The organism is Streptomyces purpureus (assembly GCF_014648195.1).
Classification (GTDB): domain Bacteria; phylum Actinomycetota; class Actinomycetes; order Streptomycetales; family Streptomycetaceae; genus Streptomyces; species Streptomyces purpureus.
Genome location: NZ_BMQQ01000004.1, coordinates 136,877 through 152,075, shown reverse-complemented (window position 1 = coordinate 152,075; position 15,199 = coordinate 136,877). Strand labels below are relative to the sequence as shown.

Annotated in this window: 14 protein-coding genes; 7 read left to right on the top strand and 7 right to left on the bottom strand. The window is 72.5% G+C overall.

What is annotated here, in order from left to right:
• Positions 1-122: 122 nt before the first annotated feature.
• From pepN to IEZ01_RS07785, 4 genes are all read right to left on the bottom strand, one after another.
• Positions 123-2,627, bottom strand: coding sequence for an aminopeptidase N (gene pepN, locus IEZ01_RS07800; RefSeq protein WP_189200641.1), 2,505 nt, complete (start codon positions 2,625-2,627; stop codon positions 123-125).
• 99 nt (positions 2,628-2,726) lie between these two features.
• Complete coding sequence (locus tag IEZ01_RS07795) at positions 2,727-2,999, bottom strand: asparaginase domain-containing protein (RefSeq protein WP_019885422.1); 273 nt, start codon at positions 2,997-2,999, stop codon at positions 2,727-2,729.
• Entirely contained in the window at positions 2,999-3,304 is a 306-nt protein-coding gene (locus tag IEZ01_RS07790; RefSeq protein ID WP_019885423.1) for a chorismate mutase, read from the bottom strand. The genes IEZ01_RS07795 and IEZ01_RS07790 overlap by 1 nt, the downstream gene beginning before the upstream one ends.
• A 20-nt stretch (positions 3,305-3,324) precedes the next feature.
• A complete protein-coding gene (locus IEZ01_RS07785) occupies positions 3,325-4,203 on the bottom strand; it encodes a helix-turn-helix domain-containing protein (protein WP_189200639.1) in 879 nt (292 codons plus the stop codon).
• A gap of 238 nt (positions 4,204-4,441) precedes the next feature.
• Between IEZ01_RS07785 and IEZ01_RS07780 the strand changes: the two genes are divergently transcribed.
• Entirely contained in the window at positions 4,442-6,196 is a 1,755-nt protein-coding gene (locus IEZ01_RS07780; RefSeq protein WP_189200637.1) for a glycoside hydrolase family 35 protein, read from the top strand.
• A gap of 161 nt (positions 6,197-6,357) precedes the next feature.
• On the opposite strand, the gene IEZ01_RS07775 is transcribed toward IEZ01_RS07780, so the two are convergent.
• Positions 6,358-7,128 (bottom strand): S1 family peptidase, encoded by a 771-nt coding sequence (locus IEZ01_RS07775; RefSeq protein ID WP_019885426.1) that lies wholly within the window; start codon positions 7,126-7,128, stop codon positions 6,358-6,360.
• Positions 7,129-7,335: 207 nt separating this feature from the next.
• On the opposite strand from IEZ01_RS07775, the gene IEZ01_RS07770 reads away from it, so the two are divergent.
• Positions 7,336-8,229, top strand: coding sequence for a hypothetical protein (locus IEZ01_RS07770; RefSeq protein ID WP_028797411.1), 894 nt, complete (start codon positions 7,336-7,338; stop codon positions 8,227-8,229).
• A 77-nt stretch (positions 8,230-8,306) separates the two neighbouring features.
• Entirely contained in the window at positions 8,307-9,836 is a 1,530-nt protein-coding gene (locus tag IEZ01_RS07765; protein ID WP_189200635.1) for an ankyrin repeat domain-containing protein, read from the top strand.
• A gap of 244 nt (positions 9,837-10,080) precedes the next feature.
• Here IEZ01_RS07765 and IEZ01_RS07760 read toward each other — a convergent pair whose 3' ends face one another.
• Positions 10,081-10,965, bottom strand: a complete 885-nt coding sequence (locus IEZ01_RS07760; protein WP_019885430.1) for an SDR family oxidoreductase — start codon at positions 10,963-10,965, stop codon at positions 10,081-10,083.
• Position 10,966: 1 nt separating this feature from the next.
• On the bottom strand, positions 10,967-11,740 hold the full coding sequence (locus IEZ01_RS07755) for an SDR family oxidoreductase (RefSeq protein WP_189200633.1): 774 nt from the start codon (positions 11,738-11,740) through the stop codon (positions 10,967-10,969).
• A 68-nt stretch (positions 11,741-11,808) separates the two neighbouring features.
• Here IEZ01_RS07755 and IEZ01_RS07750 point away from each other — a divergent pair, with 68 nt between their 5' ends.
• The 4 genes from IEZ01_RS07750 to IEZ01_RS07735 are packed head-to-tail and all read left to right on the top strand — an operon-like array spanning position 11,809 to position 15,180.
• Positions 11,809-12,570, top strand: coding sequence for an enoyl-CoA hydratase family protein (locus tag IEZ01_RS07750; RefSeq protein ID WP_189200631.1), 762 nt, complete (start codon positions 11,809-11,811; stop codon positions 12,568-12,570).
• Positions 12,567-13,412, top strand: coding sequence for a CoA transferase subunit A (locus IEZ01_RS07745; protein WP_189200629.1), 846 nt, complete (start codon positions 12,567-12,569; stop codon positions 13,410-13,412). Before IEZ01_RS07750 ends, IEZ01_RS07745 begins: the two co-directional genes overlap by 4 nt.
• Positions 13,409-14,131: a CoA-transferase subunit beta gene (locus tag IEZ01_RS07740; protein WP_189200627.1), complete on the top strand. Its 723-nt coding sequence runs from the start codon at positions 13,409-13,411 to the stop codon at positions 14,129-14,131. The genes IEZ01_RS07745 and IEZ01_RS07740 overlap by 4 nt, the downstream gene beginning before the upstream one ends.
• Positions 14,131-15,180 (top strand): NAD(P)H-dependent flavin oxidoreductase, encoded by a 1,050-nt coding sequence (locus IEZ01_RS07735; RefSeq protein ID WP_189200625.1) that lies wholly within the window; start codon positions 14,131-14,133, stop codon positions 15,178-15,180. Before IEZ01_RS07740 ends, IEZ01_RS07735 begins: the two co-directional genes overlap by 1 nt.
• Positions 15,181-15,199 lie beyond the last annotated feature (19 nt).

Below are 15,199 nucleotides of genomic sequence, written 5' to 3'. Positions count from 1 at the left end.
CCGTCATCCGTCATCCGTTGGCTGTCATCTGTCAGCCGTCTGCTGTCAGCCGTCGGGCGTCCGCTGTCCGCTGTCCGCTGTCCGCTGCCGTCTGCCGTCTGCCGTCTGCCGTCTGCCGTCTGTCAGGCGTCGGCGCGCAAGGTACGGACGTGCAGGGCCCGGCGGAGGTCGTCGAGCTGGTCGACGAGTTTGCGGCGCAGGGCCGGGGTGAGGTCGTCGTTGGTGAGGTGTTGTTCGCCGGTGTGCAGGGAGTCGGCGTCGACGGCGTGGACGGGGAAGGCGTAGCGCCCTGCTGCTTCGGCGATGGCGGGGCCGCGGCGGGCGGCGAGTGCGATCGCGTCGGGGTAGAAGCGGGGCACGTACTGCCGTACCACTTCGGCCTGTTCGGGCTGCCAGAAGCCTTGGGCGACGGCGGTGAAGAGGTAGTTCGACAGGTCGTCGGTGTCGAAGAGGCGGGACCAGGCGGCGGCTTTCGCCTCGGGGGTGGGCAGGGCGGCGCGGCAGCGGGCGGCGCCTTCCTGGCCGGTGGCGCTGGGGTCGCGGGCGAGTTCGGCGGCGATGGCGGCTTCGTCGGTGGCGCCGAGGACGGCGAGGCGGCCGAGGATGCGCCAGCGCAGTTCGTGGTCGAGTTCGGGGCCGCCGTGGACGGTGCCGTCGGCGAGCCAGCTCTGCAGGGTGCCGGGCTGGGTGGCGCTGTCGATGAGGGCGCGTACGGCGGTCAGGCGCAGGCCGGGGGCTTCGCCGTCCTCGGTGCGGCGGATGAGGGCCTTGGCGAGGGAGGTGAGGAGGGCGAGTGCGGCGGGGCGCTGTTCGGTGGGGAGGTAGCGGTCGGCGATCTGGGTGCGGGCGAAGCCGAGGACGCCTTGGACGATGGCGAGGTCGCTCTCCTGGGTGAGGTGGGCGTGGGCGGTCTGGAGGTAGGCGTCCGGTTCGAGTTCGCCGTCGCGGACCATGTCGCGCAGGGTGTTCCAGACGACGGCGCGGGTGAGTGGGTCGGGGATCTTGGAGAGGCAGCGCAGGGCCGGTTCTTCGGAGTGGGTGTCGAGGCGGACCTTGGCGTAGGTGAGGTCGGCGTCGTTGAGGACGACGAGGGCGGGGCGGGGGCCGGAGAGGTGGGTGGGTTCGTGCTGTGGGACGTCGATCTCGCGGCGTTCGCGCAGGACGAGGTCGCCGGAGCCGTCGAGGGCGTGGTCGTAGATGCCGGCGGCGACGCGGTGGGGTCGGCTGCCGGTGCGGTCGACGGTGAGGTCCCAGCGGGTGCCTTCGCCGGTGAGTTTGGGGGTGAGGGTGTCGACGCCGGTGGTGCGCAGCCACCGTTCGGCCCAGGCGTGGACGTCGCGGTCGGTGACGGAGGCGAGGTTGTCGATGAAGTCGGCGAGGGTGGCGTTGCCGAACTTGTGGCGGTGGAAGTGGACGTTGATGCCGGCGAGGAAGTCCTTCTCGCCCATCCAGGCGACGAGCTGGCGCAGGGCGGAGGCGCCCTTGGCGTAGGAGATGCCGTCGAAGTTGAGGAGGGCGGAGGCGGTGTCGGGGACGGCGTCGGGGTCGGGGGCGACGGGGTGGGTGGAGGGGCGCTGGTCGGCGTCGTAGCCCCATGACTTGCGGACGATGCCGAAGTCGATCCAGGTGTCGGGGTAGCGGGTGGTGGCTTCGTTGACGGTCTGGTAGCCCATGTACTCGGCGAAGGACTCATTCAGCCAGATGTCGTCCCACCAGCGCAGGGTGACGAGGTCGCCGAACCACATGTGGGCCATTTCGTGGGCGATGACCATGGCGCGGGTCTGGCGTTCGGTGACGGTGACGGCGGAGCGGTAGACGAATTCGTCGCGGAAGGTGACGAGGCCGGGGTTCTCCATGGCGCCGGCGTTGAATTCGGGGACGAAGGCCTGGTCGTAGGAGTCGAAGGGGTAGGGCTCCTCGAATTTCTCGTGGTAGCGGTCGTAGCACTGTCGTGTGACGTCGAGGATTTCGTCGGCGTCGGCGTCGAGGTGGGGGGCGAGGGAGCGGCGGCAGTGGATGCCGAAGGGGATGCCGGCGTGTTCGGTGCGTACGGAGTGCCATGGGCCGGCGGCGATGGCGGCGAGGTAGGTGGAGATGGGTGGGGTGGGGGCGGCCTGCCAGCGTCCGTCGGGGAGCTGGGTGGTGATGCCGTTTGCGAGGACGGTCCAGCCGTCGGGGGCGGTGACGGTGAGTTCGAAGACGGCTTTGAGGTCGGGCTGGTCGAAGGCGGCGAAGACGCGCTGGACGTCTTCCATGAAGAGCTGGGTGTAGACGTAGGTCTCGCCGTCGGTGGGGTCGGTGAAGCGATGCATGCCTTCGCCGGTGCGGGAGTAGCGCATGGCGGCGTCGACGCGGAGTTCGTGTTCGCCTTCGCTCAGGGCGGGGAGCGGGAGGCGGTTCTCGACGAGTTTTTCGGGGTCGAGGGGGTGTCCGTCGAGGGTGACGGAGCGCAAGGTGGCGGGCTTGAGCTCGACGAAGGTGTCTCCGGTGGTGCGGGTGGTGAACCGGATGACGGTGGTGGAGTCGAAGGTGTCGTCGCCGGTGGTCAGATCGAGGGTGATCGTGTACCGGTGGACGTCGAGGAGCTGGGCACGGGTCTGCGCTTCGTCGCGCGTCAGTACGGGCATGGGGCCATGCTGCCCGATGGGGGTGGGGGCTGGGCAGGGGGTTTCGCCGATGGCTGGGAGCGGGGGCCCGGCGGGGTGGGGCGCGCCCGCGCCGGGGGGTCAGGCGGGGCCGGCGCCGGTGAGGTGGGCGAAGGCGGCGGTGACGCCGTAGCCGGCGGCGACGCTTTCGCGTACGTCGTGGGCGAGGGCGGCGAGGTCTTCCAGGGTGAGGGAGGAGCTGGGGAGGCGGCGGAAGTCGTGCAGTTCGACGTGGAGGTCGGGGGTGTCGGTGACGCCGAGTCCGGCGAGGACTTCGGTGCCGCTCATGCGGGTGGCGTCGCCGCCGCGGGCCGAGATGGTGCCGCCGAGGGTGATGACCCTGACGCGGGGCATCAGTGTGCTCCGTCGGCGATCGTCTCGTGGTGGCGGATGACCTCGGCGATGATGAAGTTGAGGAGTTTTTCCGCGAAGGCGGGGTCGAGTCTGGCGCTCTCGGCGAGCTGGCGGAGCCGGGCGATCTGGCGGGCTTCGCGGGCGGGGTCGGCGGGCGGCAGGTGGTGCTTGGCCTTGAGGACGCCGACCTGCTGGGTGCATTTGAAGCGTTCGGCGAGCATGTGGACGACCGCCGCGTCGATGTTGTCGATGCTCTCTCGCAGCCGGGTCAGTTCCGCGGTGACGGACTCGTCGATCTCGCTCATGAGCAGCGAGCTTAGACGGATCATGTGGTGATTGTCGGGGGATGCCCGGGATCTGGGACGCGGTCGCTCCAGCCGCCGGGGACGGTGCGGCCTTGTTGTTCGCGGAAGCGGACGGGGGGTGTGCCGACGCGGCGGGTGAAGAGGCGGGAGAAGTAGGAGGGGTCGTCGTAGCCGACGCGGCGGGCGACGGCGGCGACGGGGAGTTCGGTGGCGGCGAGGAGTTCTTTGGCGCGGCCGAGGCGTAGGGAGAGCAGGTAGTCCTTGGGGCTGCAGCCGGCGGCGCGGCGGACGGCGGTGCGTAGTTCGGTGGCGGTCATGCCGTGGCGGGCGGCGTGTTCGGCGACGGAGAGTGGCTGGAAGGCGTCGCGGGCGAGGGCGGTGAGGAGGGGGTCGCCGTCGGCGGTGGTGTCGGCGCGGGCGCGGCGGAGGGTGACGAGGAGTTCGTGGACGGCGGCGGCGGTTTCGACTTCGAGGAGGGGGTTGCCGCGGCGGGCCGCGCGGGCGATGCGGCCGACGGTGGTGCGGGCGGGGGTGGCGTCGGCGAGGGGGACGACGGGGCGGTCGGGTTCGATGTAGCCGAGTTCGGTGTAGGTGGTGGTGGCGGGGCCGGTGAAGTCGACGAAGCATTCGTCCCAGCCGGTGGTGGGGTCGGCGGCGTAGTGGTGGGGGGTGCCGGGGGTGAGCCAGATGAGGGCGGGGGCGGTGATGGTGGTGCGGCGGCCGTCGGTGGTGCGGTACCAGCCGCTGCCGGCGCTGATGACGACGGCGACGTGGTGGTCGAGGGTGCGGGGGCCGACGGTGGGGAGGGTGCCGTGCTGGAGTCCGACGCCGAGGCAGACCAGTCCGAGGCGGTGGTGGACGGGGCTGGGCGTGAAGTAGCGCATCCAGGTGTGGTACATCCGCGGTCGCCCCTTTCGTACGGTCGCTCGTCGCGTACGCTCGCCGGTCGCCGGTCGCCGGCCCGTTCCCGGTCGCCGTTCCTGGTCCGTTCCCAGTCCCAGTCCCAGTCCCGGTCCCGGTCCCGGTCCCGGTCGCCGTTCCCGTCTTCCCCGTCCCGTACGTCCGTGCGACTGCGTCCAATCAGCGCCGATCTTTGTCCATGGACCGGCCGGCCGCCAGAGGGCGAGGGTGGGGGCCATGAGCGTGTTCACGGTGGGGGACGAGGATTTTCTGCTGGACGGGCGGCCGGTGCGGCTGCTGTCGGGGGCGTTGCACTACTTCCGGGTGCATGAGGAGCAGTGGGGGCATCGGGTCGCGATGCTGCGGGCGATGGGGCTCAACTGTGTGGAGACGTATGTGCCGTGGAATCTGCACGAGCCGGAGCTGGGGCGGTTTCGGGACGTGGGGGCGCTGGGGCGGTTCCTTGATGTGGTGGCGGCGGCCGGGATGTGGGCGATCGTGCGGCCGGGGCCGTACATCTGTGCCGAGTGGGAGAACGGCGGGTTGCCGCACTGGCTGACGGGGCGGCTGGGGCGGCGGGTGCGGACCGACGACGCGGAGTATCTGGTGCATGTGGAGCGCTGGTTCCGGGCGCTGCTGCCACAGGTCGTGGCGCGGCAGATCGACCGGGGCGGTCCGGTGGTCATGGTGCAGGCGGAGAACGAGTACGGGAGTTACGGCTCCGACCGGGGCTATCTGCGTCATGTGGTGGATCTGCTGCACGCGTGCGATGTGACGGTGCCGTTGTTCACCTCGGACGGGCCGGAGGACCACATGCTGACCGGCGGCAGTGTGCCGGGGGTGTTGGCGACGGTGAATTTCGGGTCCGGGGCGCGGGAGGCGTTCGGGGTGTTGCGCCGGCATCAGCCGCGGGGGCCGCTGATGTGTATGGAGTTCTGGTGTGGCTGGTTCGCGCATTGGGGTGAGGAGGGTGTGGTGCGCGATGCGGGGGATGCTGCGGGGGCGTTGCGGGAGATTTTGGAGTGCGGGGCGTCGGTGAATGTGTACATGGCGCATGGGGGAACGAATTTCGCGGGCTGGGCGGGGGCGAACCGGTCGGGTGGGGCGCACGACGGGCCTTTGGAGCCGACGGTGACGTCGTACGACTATGACGCGCCGGTGGATGAGGCGGGGTTGCCGACGGAGAAGTTCTGGCGGTTCCGGGAGGTGCTGTCGGCGTACGCGTCGGGGCCGCTGCCGGAGGTTCCGGCGGCGCCGGTGCGGCTGGCGGGCCCGGTGGGGGCTGTGCTGGAGGGGTGGGCGCCGCTCGGGGAGGTCCTGGAGGTGCTCGGGGACGAGGAGTGGGACACTCCGCTGCCGCCGGCGTTCGAGGAGCTGGGGGTGGACCGGGGGGTGGTGTGCTACCGGCTGGAGGTGCCGGGGCCGCGGCGGCCGTATCCGCTGACGGTGGAGGGGCTGCGTGACCATGTGACGTTGTACGTGGACGGTCGGCGGGCGGAGCCGGGGGCGGCGGTGGCGGGGCCGGCGTCGGTGGAGCTGTGGGTGGAGTCGTGGGGGCGGGTCAACTACGGGCCGCGGCTGGGTGAGGCGAAGGGGATCACGGCCGGAGTGCGCCATGAGCGGCAGTATCTGCACGGGGTACGGGCGCGGGGGCTGCGGCTGGACGCGTTCGTGCCGGAGGCGGTGGCGAAGGTGCCGTTCCGCGCGCTTGAGCGGGGGCGGGAGGCGGAGGGGGGCGCCGGGGTTGGTGAGGGGGTGGGGCTGTATCGGGGGGTGTGCGATGTGACCGTACGCGGCGATGCGTGGCTGCGGTTGCCGGGCTGGGGCCGGGGCTTCGTGTGGGTGAACGGTTTCTGTCTGGGCCGGTACTGGTCGGTCGGCCCGCAGGAGGCGCTGTTCGTGCCGGGGCCGGTGTTGCGGGAGGGTGGCAACGAGGTATGGGTGCTGGAGCTGGAGGGGGCCGGTGCGGACGCGGGTGTGCGGCTGTCCTGAGGGGACGTGCGGCTGTTCCGAGGAGGCGTGGCCCGGGGGTGCAGCTGTGGGAGGAGGGTGCAGCTGTGAGGGGGCGGAGCGAAGGGGCGGGCCGTGTGGCTGGCCCGCCCCCGGTTCGCCCGCTATCGCGGGCCACGGTTCACCCGCTGGTGCGGGCTGGGTTACATTCCCGCCGCCGCGGTCTTGATCTGCGCGGCGAAGGTGGACACCTCGGTGTACACGCCGGGGTAGTTGGGCCGGGCGCAGCCGATGCCCCAGCTCACGATGCCGACCTGGACCCAGGCGCCGGCGTTGTCGCGGCGGAACATGGGGCCGCCGGAGTCACCCTGGCAGGTGTCGACGCCGCCCTGGGGGAGGCCGGCGCAGATCTCCTCGCCGGGGACCAGGTCGCTGCCGTACGCCTGCTGGCAGGTGGCGTCGGAGACGAACGGGACCTGGGCCTTGAGCAGGTAGCGCTGCTGGCCGCCGCCCTCGCGGGCCGCGCCCCAGCCGGCGACGGTGAAGGTGCCGTTGTTGTAGGCGGTGGTCTCGGCGATCTTCAGCGTGGGCAGGTTGATGGGCTGGGCGAGCTTGATCAGCGCCCAGTCCTTGCCCTTGCCGTTGTAGCCGGGGGCCTGGAGGACCTTGGTGGAGCGGACCTTGATGGCGCTGCTGCTCCGGAGGTCGACGACTCCGGCGGTGGCCGTGATGGAGGTGTTGTTGCCGGAGCCGCTGACGCAGTGGGCGGCGGTCAGCACGATCTGCTGGGTGAGCAGCGACCCGCCACAGCCCATGGAGAGCCGGACCATCCAGGGGAACTCGCCCTGGGCAGCCCTGGTGCCGCCGACGACGGGTGCCTGGGCGGCGGAGGCGGTGGAGGGCTGGAGGCTGACCGCCGCGAGTATGACGGCGGCGGTGGCGACGCATCTCTTGAGCGTACGGACGAGGTTCAAGGGTTCGCCTTTCGTGGGGGGTTGAGAACCTCGACAGGCGCAATGACATGAGCCCGTCAAGGCGTGGTCCGGATTATGAGGACGTCGCGGCCGTGGTCACAAGGAGGGGATTTCAGCCATCGCGCGGCCCGCCCCGGCGGGCCCGTACAGTGGAAGCGGGCCGAGGGTCGGAGCTTTCGTACATGGGCGCACGTGGGGGTGCGGATCGTGGTCAACGGCAGTGAGGTCGTGCACGGTTACCCGCATCTGGACACCGCGCGGGCCGCGATCACCGCGCTCTACCGGCGGCTGTCACCGGACGGCATGACGCAGTACGCGACCAGCGTCCCGCCCGCCGATGTCACCTTCGGCGACCTGGACGATCTGCACCTCGGAGCCCAGCGGGTGGCGCATGCTCTGGTGCAGCACCTGCGGCTGCCCGAGGCACGGATGATTGTCTCGTTCCGTGAGATGGACCATGCCGCGAGCGTCGAACTCACCGCCGGTCCTGAGTACTTCATCGAGCTCAACGACCGCTTCCGCACGCACCGCAGGGACATCGGGGCGGCCCTCGCCCATGAGATCACCCATGTGCTGCTGCACCGGCTGGGTCTGGAGTTCCCCGGGGCCCGGGACAACGAGATCCTCACCGACACCGTGACGACGTACCTCGGCGCGGGCTGGCTGCTTCTCGACGCCTTCCGGGAGGACGAGCTCACCAGCCAGAAGCTCGGCTATCTGACCCCGGAGGAGTTCGGCTACGTCCTCGCCAAGCGGGCGCTGGCCTTCGGCGAGGACCCCTCGCCCTGGTTCACCAGCCCACAGGCCTACCGCGCCTACACCGCCGGGCGGGCCCGCGCGCTGCGCGACGGGCAGCAGCCGCCGCTGGTGGCCGCGGGCTGGTCGGGGCGCCACCGGTACGCGAAGGAGCGGCGGTACGCGCGGGAGAGGCGGGGCGCGCCCGCCGCCGGGGTGCCGTACGCCTTCGAGCGCGGGCGGGGCGACGACCTGCGGGTCTCCTTCCCCTGCCCCACCTGCCACCAGCGGGTGCGGGTGCCGGTGCGGGGGCGGGTGAGGGCGCGATGCGCGTTGTGCCGGACGATTCTCGAATGCGACACCTGATCCGGTTTCCGTAGGGTTGCCCTTATGACGTGCAGTGTGACGTGGCGCAGTGTGACGTGGCACCCGAGGTGGGCGGGATGAGTACGGACAAGGTGGGTACGGACGGGGTGGGTACGGACGGGGTGGGTACGGACGGCCTGTTCGAGGCGGTGCACGGCGGCGACGCGGACGCCGTCGTCCGGCTGCTGCGGGCGGGGGTCCCCGCCGACGCGGCCGACCCGGACGGGGAGACGCCGCTCTACCGCGCTTCCGTCAGCGACGAGCCAGTGATCGTCCGGCTGCTGCTGGCGGCCGGCGCCGACCCCGACGGGGCCAGCGGCGAGGACGGCGGGGAGCTGCCGCTGTGCGGCGCCGCGTGCGGGGGCCATACGGAGGTGGTGCGGGCGCTGCTGGCCGCCGGGGCGCAGGTGGATCTGCGGGAGTCGTACAACTGGAACGCGATGTCCTGGGCGGTCCAGCAGGGCCATGCGGACACAGTCGAGGCCCTCCTCGAACACGGCGCCGACCCGCTCCTGCCCGGCGCGAACGGACTTCCGCCGCTGGTCGCGGCGGCCCGCCGCGGCTCGGCGACGACGGTACGGGCGCTGCTGCGGCACGGCGCCGGGGCGACGCGTCCGGCCCTGACCGAGGCGCTGGCGGAGGCGCGGCGCTGGATCGGGGCGGATGTGGAGCAGGTGCTGCGGGACTCCCTGGTGGAGATGGAGGGCGGCGTCGAGGACGGCTCGTTCGAGGTGGTGTCACGGCGTGTGCCGGAGGACGGCGGGATCACCGTCGTCGTCGAGATCGTGCGCGACGGCCGCCCGACCACGGGCCAGGAGCAGCAGACCGGGCATGCGGCGATCGCGACGATGCTGGAGGTGGCGCTCGGCATCCGCACCCCGGACGAGGAGCTGGCGGTCCGCGCCCTGAGCTGCGGGGATCCCGAGCTGGACGACTGGATCGAGGTGGTGTCGACGCTGCGTGCCCGCGCCGACGAGGACACCTTCGAGACGGCCGCGGCGTGGTGCGCGAGCGACGACGTGCTGCGGCAGGCGCTCGGTGTGGACGTGCTGGGCGGGCTGGGGGCCGGGGCCCGGGCGGTGCCGCTGCTGCGGGAGCTGGCGCGGGAGGCGCAGGACGAGGAGCTGGTACGGGCGGTGATCGCCGCGCTCGGGCAGTACGGGGACCCGGCGGCGCTGCCGGAGGTGCTGTCGTGCGCGGGGCACCCGGAGCCGGAGGTGCGGCGGCGGGTGGCGGTCGCGCTGGTCGGCATGGTGCCCGCGGGGCACGCGGAGGCGGGCGCGGTCCTGGTGGGCCTGAGCCGGGACGCTGACGAAGGGGTCCGGGACTGGGCGACGCTGGCCCTCGCGGAGCTCCCGGACGACTCCCCCGAGCTGCGCTCGGCCCTCGCCGACCGCCTCGACGACCCGGACCCGGACGTCGTCGCGGAGGCGGCCCGCGGCCTGGCGATCCGCCAGGACCCGCGCGCGATCGCCCCCTTGACCCGCCTCCTCGCCGACGAGGACCCGGACGGCAGCGCCCGCGACACGGCCCTCGACGCCCTGTCCCACATCCAGGACCCGCTGACGAGAACGCGCCTGGAGTGGACGACGCCGAGGTACCGCTGAGGGGGCGGGGGCGTGGAGGGGCGGGCCGCCCGTACGCGCCGGGTGGGGCGGCCGCCGTACGCGCCGACGGGACGGCCGCCACCCGCCGGTGCTGAGGGCCGGGCAGCCTCCCACCCACCGGGGCCCGGGGGTGTAGGCCCGTTGGGGCCGCGCGACGCGGCCGCAACCCGCCGTCGTCGGCAGCGGGCCACTCTCTCGCCCCGCCGCCGAGCGGGCCCCGCGCCACGCACCGCCCCCTCCCCCCTCAGCCCCCCGCCGCCCCGTACACCTCCCCCGGCGGCCGCGCCGCTGACAGGAGCTTCAAGGCCGTCTCGCCCGCCTCCGTCGGGGTCCAGCGGGTGCCCTTGTCCGTCGTGGGGCCGGGGTGCCAGCCCTCCATCACCGTGATGCGGCCTGCTTCCGCCTCGAAGACGCGGCCCGACACGCCCGCCGAGGACGTCGAGCCCAGCCAGACGACGAGGGGGGAGACGTCTTCCGGGACGCCCTGGAGGCTGGCGTAGGTCTGTTCGGTCATGCGGGTTCTGGCCGCCGGGGCGATCGCGTTGGCCTGGACGCCGTAGCGGCGCAGTTCCTCCGCAGCGACGAGGGTCAGGGCGACGATCGCGGCCTTCGCCGCCGCGTAGCTGGCCTGGCCGACGCTGCCCAGGAGGCCCGCGCCGGAGGTGGTGTTGACGACCCGGGCCGCCACCGGGCGGCCCGCCTTCGACGCCGCGCGCCAGTGGGCCGCCGCGTGTTTGAGGGGCAGGAAGTGACCCTTCACGTGGACGCGGAGTACGGCGTCCCAGTCGTCCTCGTCGAGGTTGACGAGCATCCGGTCGCGCAGGAAGCCGGCGTTGTTGACGAGGGTGTCGAGCCGTCCGTACGTGTCGAGCGCGGCGGCCACGAGTGACGCCGCCCCCTCCCCCGTCGCGATGTCACCGCCGTGGGCGCACGCCTCGCCGCCCGCGCGGCGGATTTCGTCCACGACCTGCTGTGCCGGGGAGGCGGAGGGGCCCGAGCCGTCCAGGCCGACGCCGAGGTCGTTGACGACGACCCGCGCCCCCTCCGCCGCGAAGGCGAGTGCGTGGGCCCGGCCCAGTCCCCGTCCCGCGCCCGTCACGATCACGACCCGCCCGTCGCAGATGCCCATCTCAGCTCTCCTTGTCGACGGTGTTGACGGTCGCGGCATCCAGGAACGCGGGGCGCTCTCCCCCGCCGTGCACCAGAAGCGACGCCCCCGAGACGTACGCGGCCCGGTCGGAGGCGAGGAAGACGGCCGCCTCGCCGACGTCGGACGGTTCGGCGAGGCGGCCCAGCGGTACGGTCCGGCCGACGGCGGCGAGGCCGTCGTCGTCGCCGTAGTGCAGGTGGGACAGTTCGGTGCGGACCATGCCGAGGAGAAGGGTGTTGACCCGGACGTCGGGCGCCCATTCCACCGCCATCGACCGGGCGAGGTTCTCCAGGCCGGCCTTGGCGGCGCCGTAGGCGGCGGTGCCCGGGGAGGGGCGGGTGCCGCTGACGCTGCCGACCATCACGACCGAGCCGCGCGCGGCCGTCAGCGGCCCGTGGGCGGCGAGCGAGGCGGTCAGCGGTGCGATCAGGTTGAGCGCGACGACCCGGGCGTGCTGGGCGGCGGCGCCCTCGCCGAGGAGCCGGTAGGGGGTTCCGCCGGCGTTGTTCACCAGCACGTCGAGCCGTCCGCACGTCTGGGCGACGCGGTCGAAGAACGCGGTGACCGCGGTCTCGTCCCTCAGGTCGAGGGGGTGGAACTCGGCGGTGCGGCCCGCCTCTTCGAGGGGCGCGTCCGGTGGTCTGCGGGCGCAGACCACGACGTGGGCGCCCGCCCGGAGAAAGGCCCGCGTGATGCCCGCGCCCACACCGCGGGTGCCGCCGGTGACGACGGCAACCCTCCCGTCCAGCTCCATCCGCTGCTACCTTTCCTCACCAAGCAGTCACCTAACAAATGTTTGGTGGAAAGGTAGCTGATCCTCTCATGGGTGTCTCCACCGCACGCCCGGACAAGGGCATCGCCCTGGTCACCGTCGACTTCCCGCCCGTCAACGCCCTGCCCGCGCAAGGCTGGTTCGACCTCGCCGAGGCGCTGCGCGCGGCCGGCCGCGATCCGGACAACCGCTGTGTGGTGCTGGCCGCCGAGGGCCGGGGCTTCAACGCGGGCGTGGACATCAAGGAGATGCAGCGCGACCGCGGCCACAGCGCGCTGATCGGCGCCAACCACGGTTGTTATGAGGCCTTTTCGGCGGTGTACGACTGCGAGGTGCCGGTCGTCGCGGCGGTCGGCGGCTTCTGTCTGGGCGGCGGCATCGGCCTGGCCGGCAACGCGGACGTGATCGTCGCCTCCGACGACGCCGTCTTCGGACTGCCGGAGCTGGACCGGGGCGCGCTGGGCGCCGCCACCCACCTCGCCCGGCTGGTCCCGCAGCATCTGATGCGGGCGCTGTACTACACCTCCCGGACGGCCACCGCCGCCGAACTCCACGCCCACGGCTCGGTCTGGAAGGTCGTGCCGCGCGCCGAACTCCTCACCACCGCATTGGAGTTGGCGGGTGAGATCGCGCGTAAGGACGGGTATCTGATCCGGCTCGCCAAGGCCGCCATCAACGGCATCGACCCCGTGGACGTGCGCCGCAGCTACCGCTTCGAGCAGGGCTTCACCTTCGAGGCGAACCTCAGCGGGGTCGCCGATCGCGTCCGCGACACCTTCGGCAAGGACACGGCCGAGGAGGGCGCCTCGTGACCGACAAGACCATGACCCCCGAGGAGGTTGTGGGCCGTCTCCGCTCCGGCATGACCCTCGGCATCGGCGGCTGGGGCTCCCGGCGCAAGCCGATGGCCCTGGTCAGAGCGCTGCTCCGGTCCGAGATCACCGATCTCACCGTGGTCTCCTACGGCGGCCCCGACGTCGGTCTGCTCGCCGCCGCCGGCCGGATCCGCAAGCTGGTCGCCGCCTTCGTCACCCTCGACTCCATCCCCCTCGAACCGCACTTCCGTGCCGCCCGGGAATCCGGCGCCTTCGCCCTGACCGAGCTCGACGAGGCCATGTTCATGTGGGGTCTGCACGCCGCCGCCAACCGGCTGCCGTTCATGCCCGTCCGGGCCGGTCTCGGCTCCGACGTCATGACGGTCAACGCCGGGCTGCGGACGGTCACCTCACCGTACGAGGACGGCGAGACGTTCGTCGCCGTGCCCGCGCTGCGCATGGACGCCGCCTTCGTCCATCTCAACCGCGCCGACCGGCTGGGCAACGGCCAGTACCTCGGCCCCGACCCGTACTTCGACGACCTCTTCTGCGAGGCCGCCGACACCGCGTACGTCTCCTGCGAACAGCTCGTCGACCGGTTCGCCCGCGACACCGCCCCGCAGTCCCTGCTCGTCAGCCGGCACAGCGTCACGGGCGTCGTCGAGACCCCCAACGGCGCCCATTTCACCTCCTGCGTCCCCGACCACGACCGCGACGAGCCCTTCCAGAAGATGTACGCGACCACGCCCTGGCCCGCGTTCGCCGAGCGGTTCCTCTCCGGCAAGAGCGAGGACGACTACCAGCAGGCCGTACGGGCCTGGCACGAGGAGCTGCGATGATCAGCCGTTCGGAATACTGCGTCGTCGCCTGCGCCGAGGCCTGGCGCGACAACGGCGAGGTCCTCGCCGCCGCCATGGCCCCCGTCTCCACCTTCGGCGCCCGTCTCGCCAAGCGCTCCTTCGCCCCCGACCTGCTCCTGACCGACGGCGAGGCGATGCTCGTCGGCCTCGACGGGGAGCCCGAGGGCTGGCTGCCCTACCGCCGCCACCTGACGATGGTCACCGGCGGAAAGCGGCACGTCATGATGGGCGCCAGCCAGATCGACCGGCACGGCAACCAGAACATCTCCTGCATCGGCGACTGGTCCAGGCCCGCCCGCCAGCTCCTCGGCGTACGCGGCGCGCCCGTCAACACCCTCAACAATCCGGTCAGTTACTGGATCCCGAAACACTCGCCCCGGGTCTTCGTCGAGCGCGTGGACATGGTCAGCGGCGTCGGCCACGACCGGGCGGCGGCCGCCGGGGCCACCCGCTTCCACCGTCTCGGGCGCGTCGTCTCCGACCTCGGCGTCCTCGACTTCGAGACGCCCGACCGCTCGATGCGGCTCGCCTCGCTCCACCCGGGCGTCACCGTCGACCAGGTCAGGGCGGCCACCGGCTTCGACCTGGTGATCGGCGAGAACGTCCCGTACACCCGCGAGCCGACCGGCGAGGAGCTGCGGCTGATCCGCGAGGTGCTCGACCCCGAGGGGCTGCGGGACCGGGAGGTCCGGGTCTGATGGAGACGGCGCTCACCAAGCTCACCGGCGTCCGGTACCCGATCGTCCAGACCGGGATGGGCTGGGTCGCCGGGCCGCGGCTGGTCTCGGCCACGGCGAACGCCGGGGCGCTCGGCATCCTCGCCTCCGCCACGATGAGTGTGGAGCAGCTGCGGGCCGCCGTCCGGGAGGTGAAGTCCCGCACCGGCGCGCCGTTCGGGGTGAACCTGCGGGCCGACGCCGCCGACGCCCGGGAACGGGTGCGGATCATGGTCGAGGAGGGGGTACGGGTCGCCTCCTTCGCCCTCGCCCCGTCGCGGGACCTCATCGCCGAGCTGAAGGACGCGGGCGTGGTCGTCGTGCCGTCCGTCGGGGCACGGCGGCACGCCGAGAAGGTCGCGGCGTGGGGCGCGGACGCGGTGATCGTGCAGGGCGGCGAGGGTGGCGGGCACACCGGTGACGTGGCGACGACGGTCCTGCTGCCGCAGGTCGTCGACGCCGTGGAGCTGCCGGTGGTCGCGGCCGGCGGCTTCCACGACGGGCGCGGGCTGGTCGCCGCGCTCGCCTACGGCGCGGCGGGCATCGCGATGGGCACCCGTTTCCTGCTCACCTCCGACTCGACCGTGCCGGACGCGGTCAAGGCGCGCTATCTGGCGGCGTCGGTGAAGGACGTCACGCTCACCACCGCCGTCGACGGGCTGCCGCACCGCATGCTCCGTACGGAGATGGTCGCCGCCCTCGAAAAGGCGGGCCGGGTACGGGCGTTGGCGCAGGCCGTGCGCCGCGCCGCCGGTTTCCGGAAGGTCTCCGGGCTGTCCTGGGCCGCGATGGTGCGGGACGGTCTGGCGATGCGGCACGGCAAGGACCTGACCTGGAGCCAGGTACTGCTCGCCGCGAACACCCCGATGCTTCTCAAAGCGTCCATGGTCGAGGGCCGTACGGACCTCGGCGTCATGGCGTCCGGGCAGGTCGCGGGGGTGATCGAGGACCTCCCGAGCTGCGAGGAACTCGTCCTCCGCGTCATGTCCGAGGCCGCGCACGTGCTCCGCGCCCTGCCGACACCAGGGTGACACCCCATCCCCCCCACGG

What these genes read in the sequence shown, in the direction of transcription:
- IEZ01_RS07780 (WP_189200637.1), top strand. Translation starts at nt 4,442, where the DNA reads ATGAGCGTGTTCACGGTGGGGGACGAGGATTTTCTGCTGGACGGGCGG.
- IEZ01_RS07785 (WP_189200639.1), bottom strand. Translation starts at nt 4,203, where the DNA reads ATGTACCACACCTGGATGCGCTACTTCACGCCCAGCCCCGTCCACCAC.
- IEZ01_RS07740 (WP_189200627.1), top strand. Translation starts at nt 13,409, where the DNA reads ATGATCAGCCGTTCGGAATACTGCGTCGTCGCCTGCGCCGAGGCCTGG.
- IEZ01_RS07750 (WP_189200631.1), top strand. Translation starts at nt 11,809, where the DNA reads ATGGGTGTCTCCACCGCACGCCCGGACAAGGGCATCGCCCTGGTCACC.
- IEZ01_RS07735 (WP_189200625.1), top strand. Translation starts at nt 14,131, where the DNA reads ATGGAGACGGCGCTCACCAAGCTCACCGGCGTCCGGTACCCGATCGTC.
- IEZ01_RS07760 (WP_019885430.1), bottom strand. Translation starts at nt 10,965, where the DNA reads ATGGGCATCTGCGACGGGCGGGTCGTGATCGTGACGGGCGCGGGACGG.
- IEZ01_RS07755 (WP_189200633.1), bottom strand. Translation starts at nt 11,740, where the DNA reads ATGGAGCTGGACGGGAGGGTTGCCGTCGTCACCGGCGGCACCCGCGGT.
- IEZ01_RS07795 (WP_019885422.1), bottom strand. Translation starts at nt 2,999, where the DNA reads ATGCCCCGCGTCAGGGTCATCACCCTCGGCGGCACCATCTCGGCCCGC.
- IEZ01_RS07765 (WP_189200635.1), top strand. Translation starts at nt 8,307, where the DNA reads ATGAGTACGGACAAGGTGGGTACGGACGGGGTGGGTACGGACGGGGTG.
- pepN (WP_189200641.1), bottom strand. Translation starts at nt 2,627, where the DNA reads ATGCCCGTACTGACGCGCGACGAAGCGCAGACCCGTGCCCAGCTCCTC.
- IEZ01_RS07790 (WP_019885423.1), bottom strand. Translation starts at nt 3,304, where the DNA reads ATGAGCGAGATCGACGAGTCCGTCACCGCGGAACTGACCCGGCTGCGA.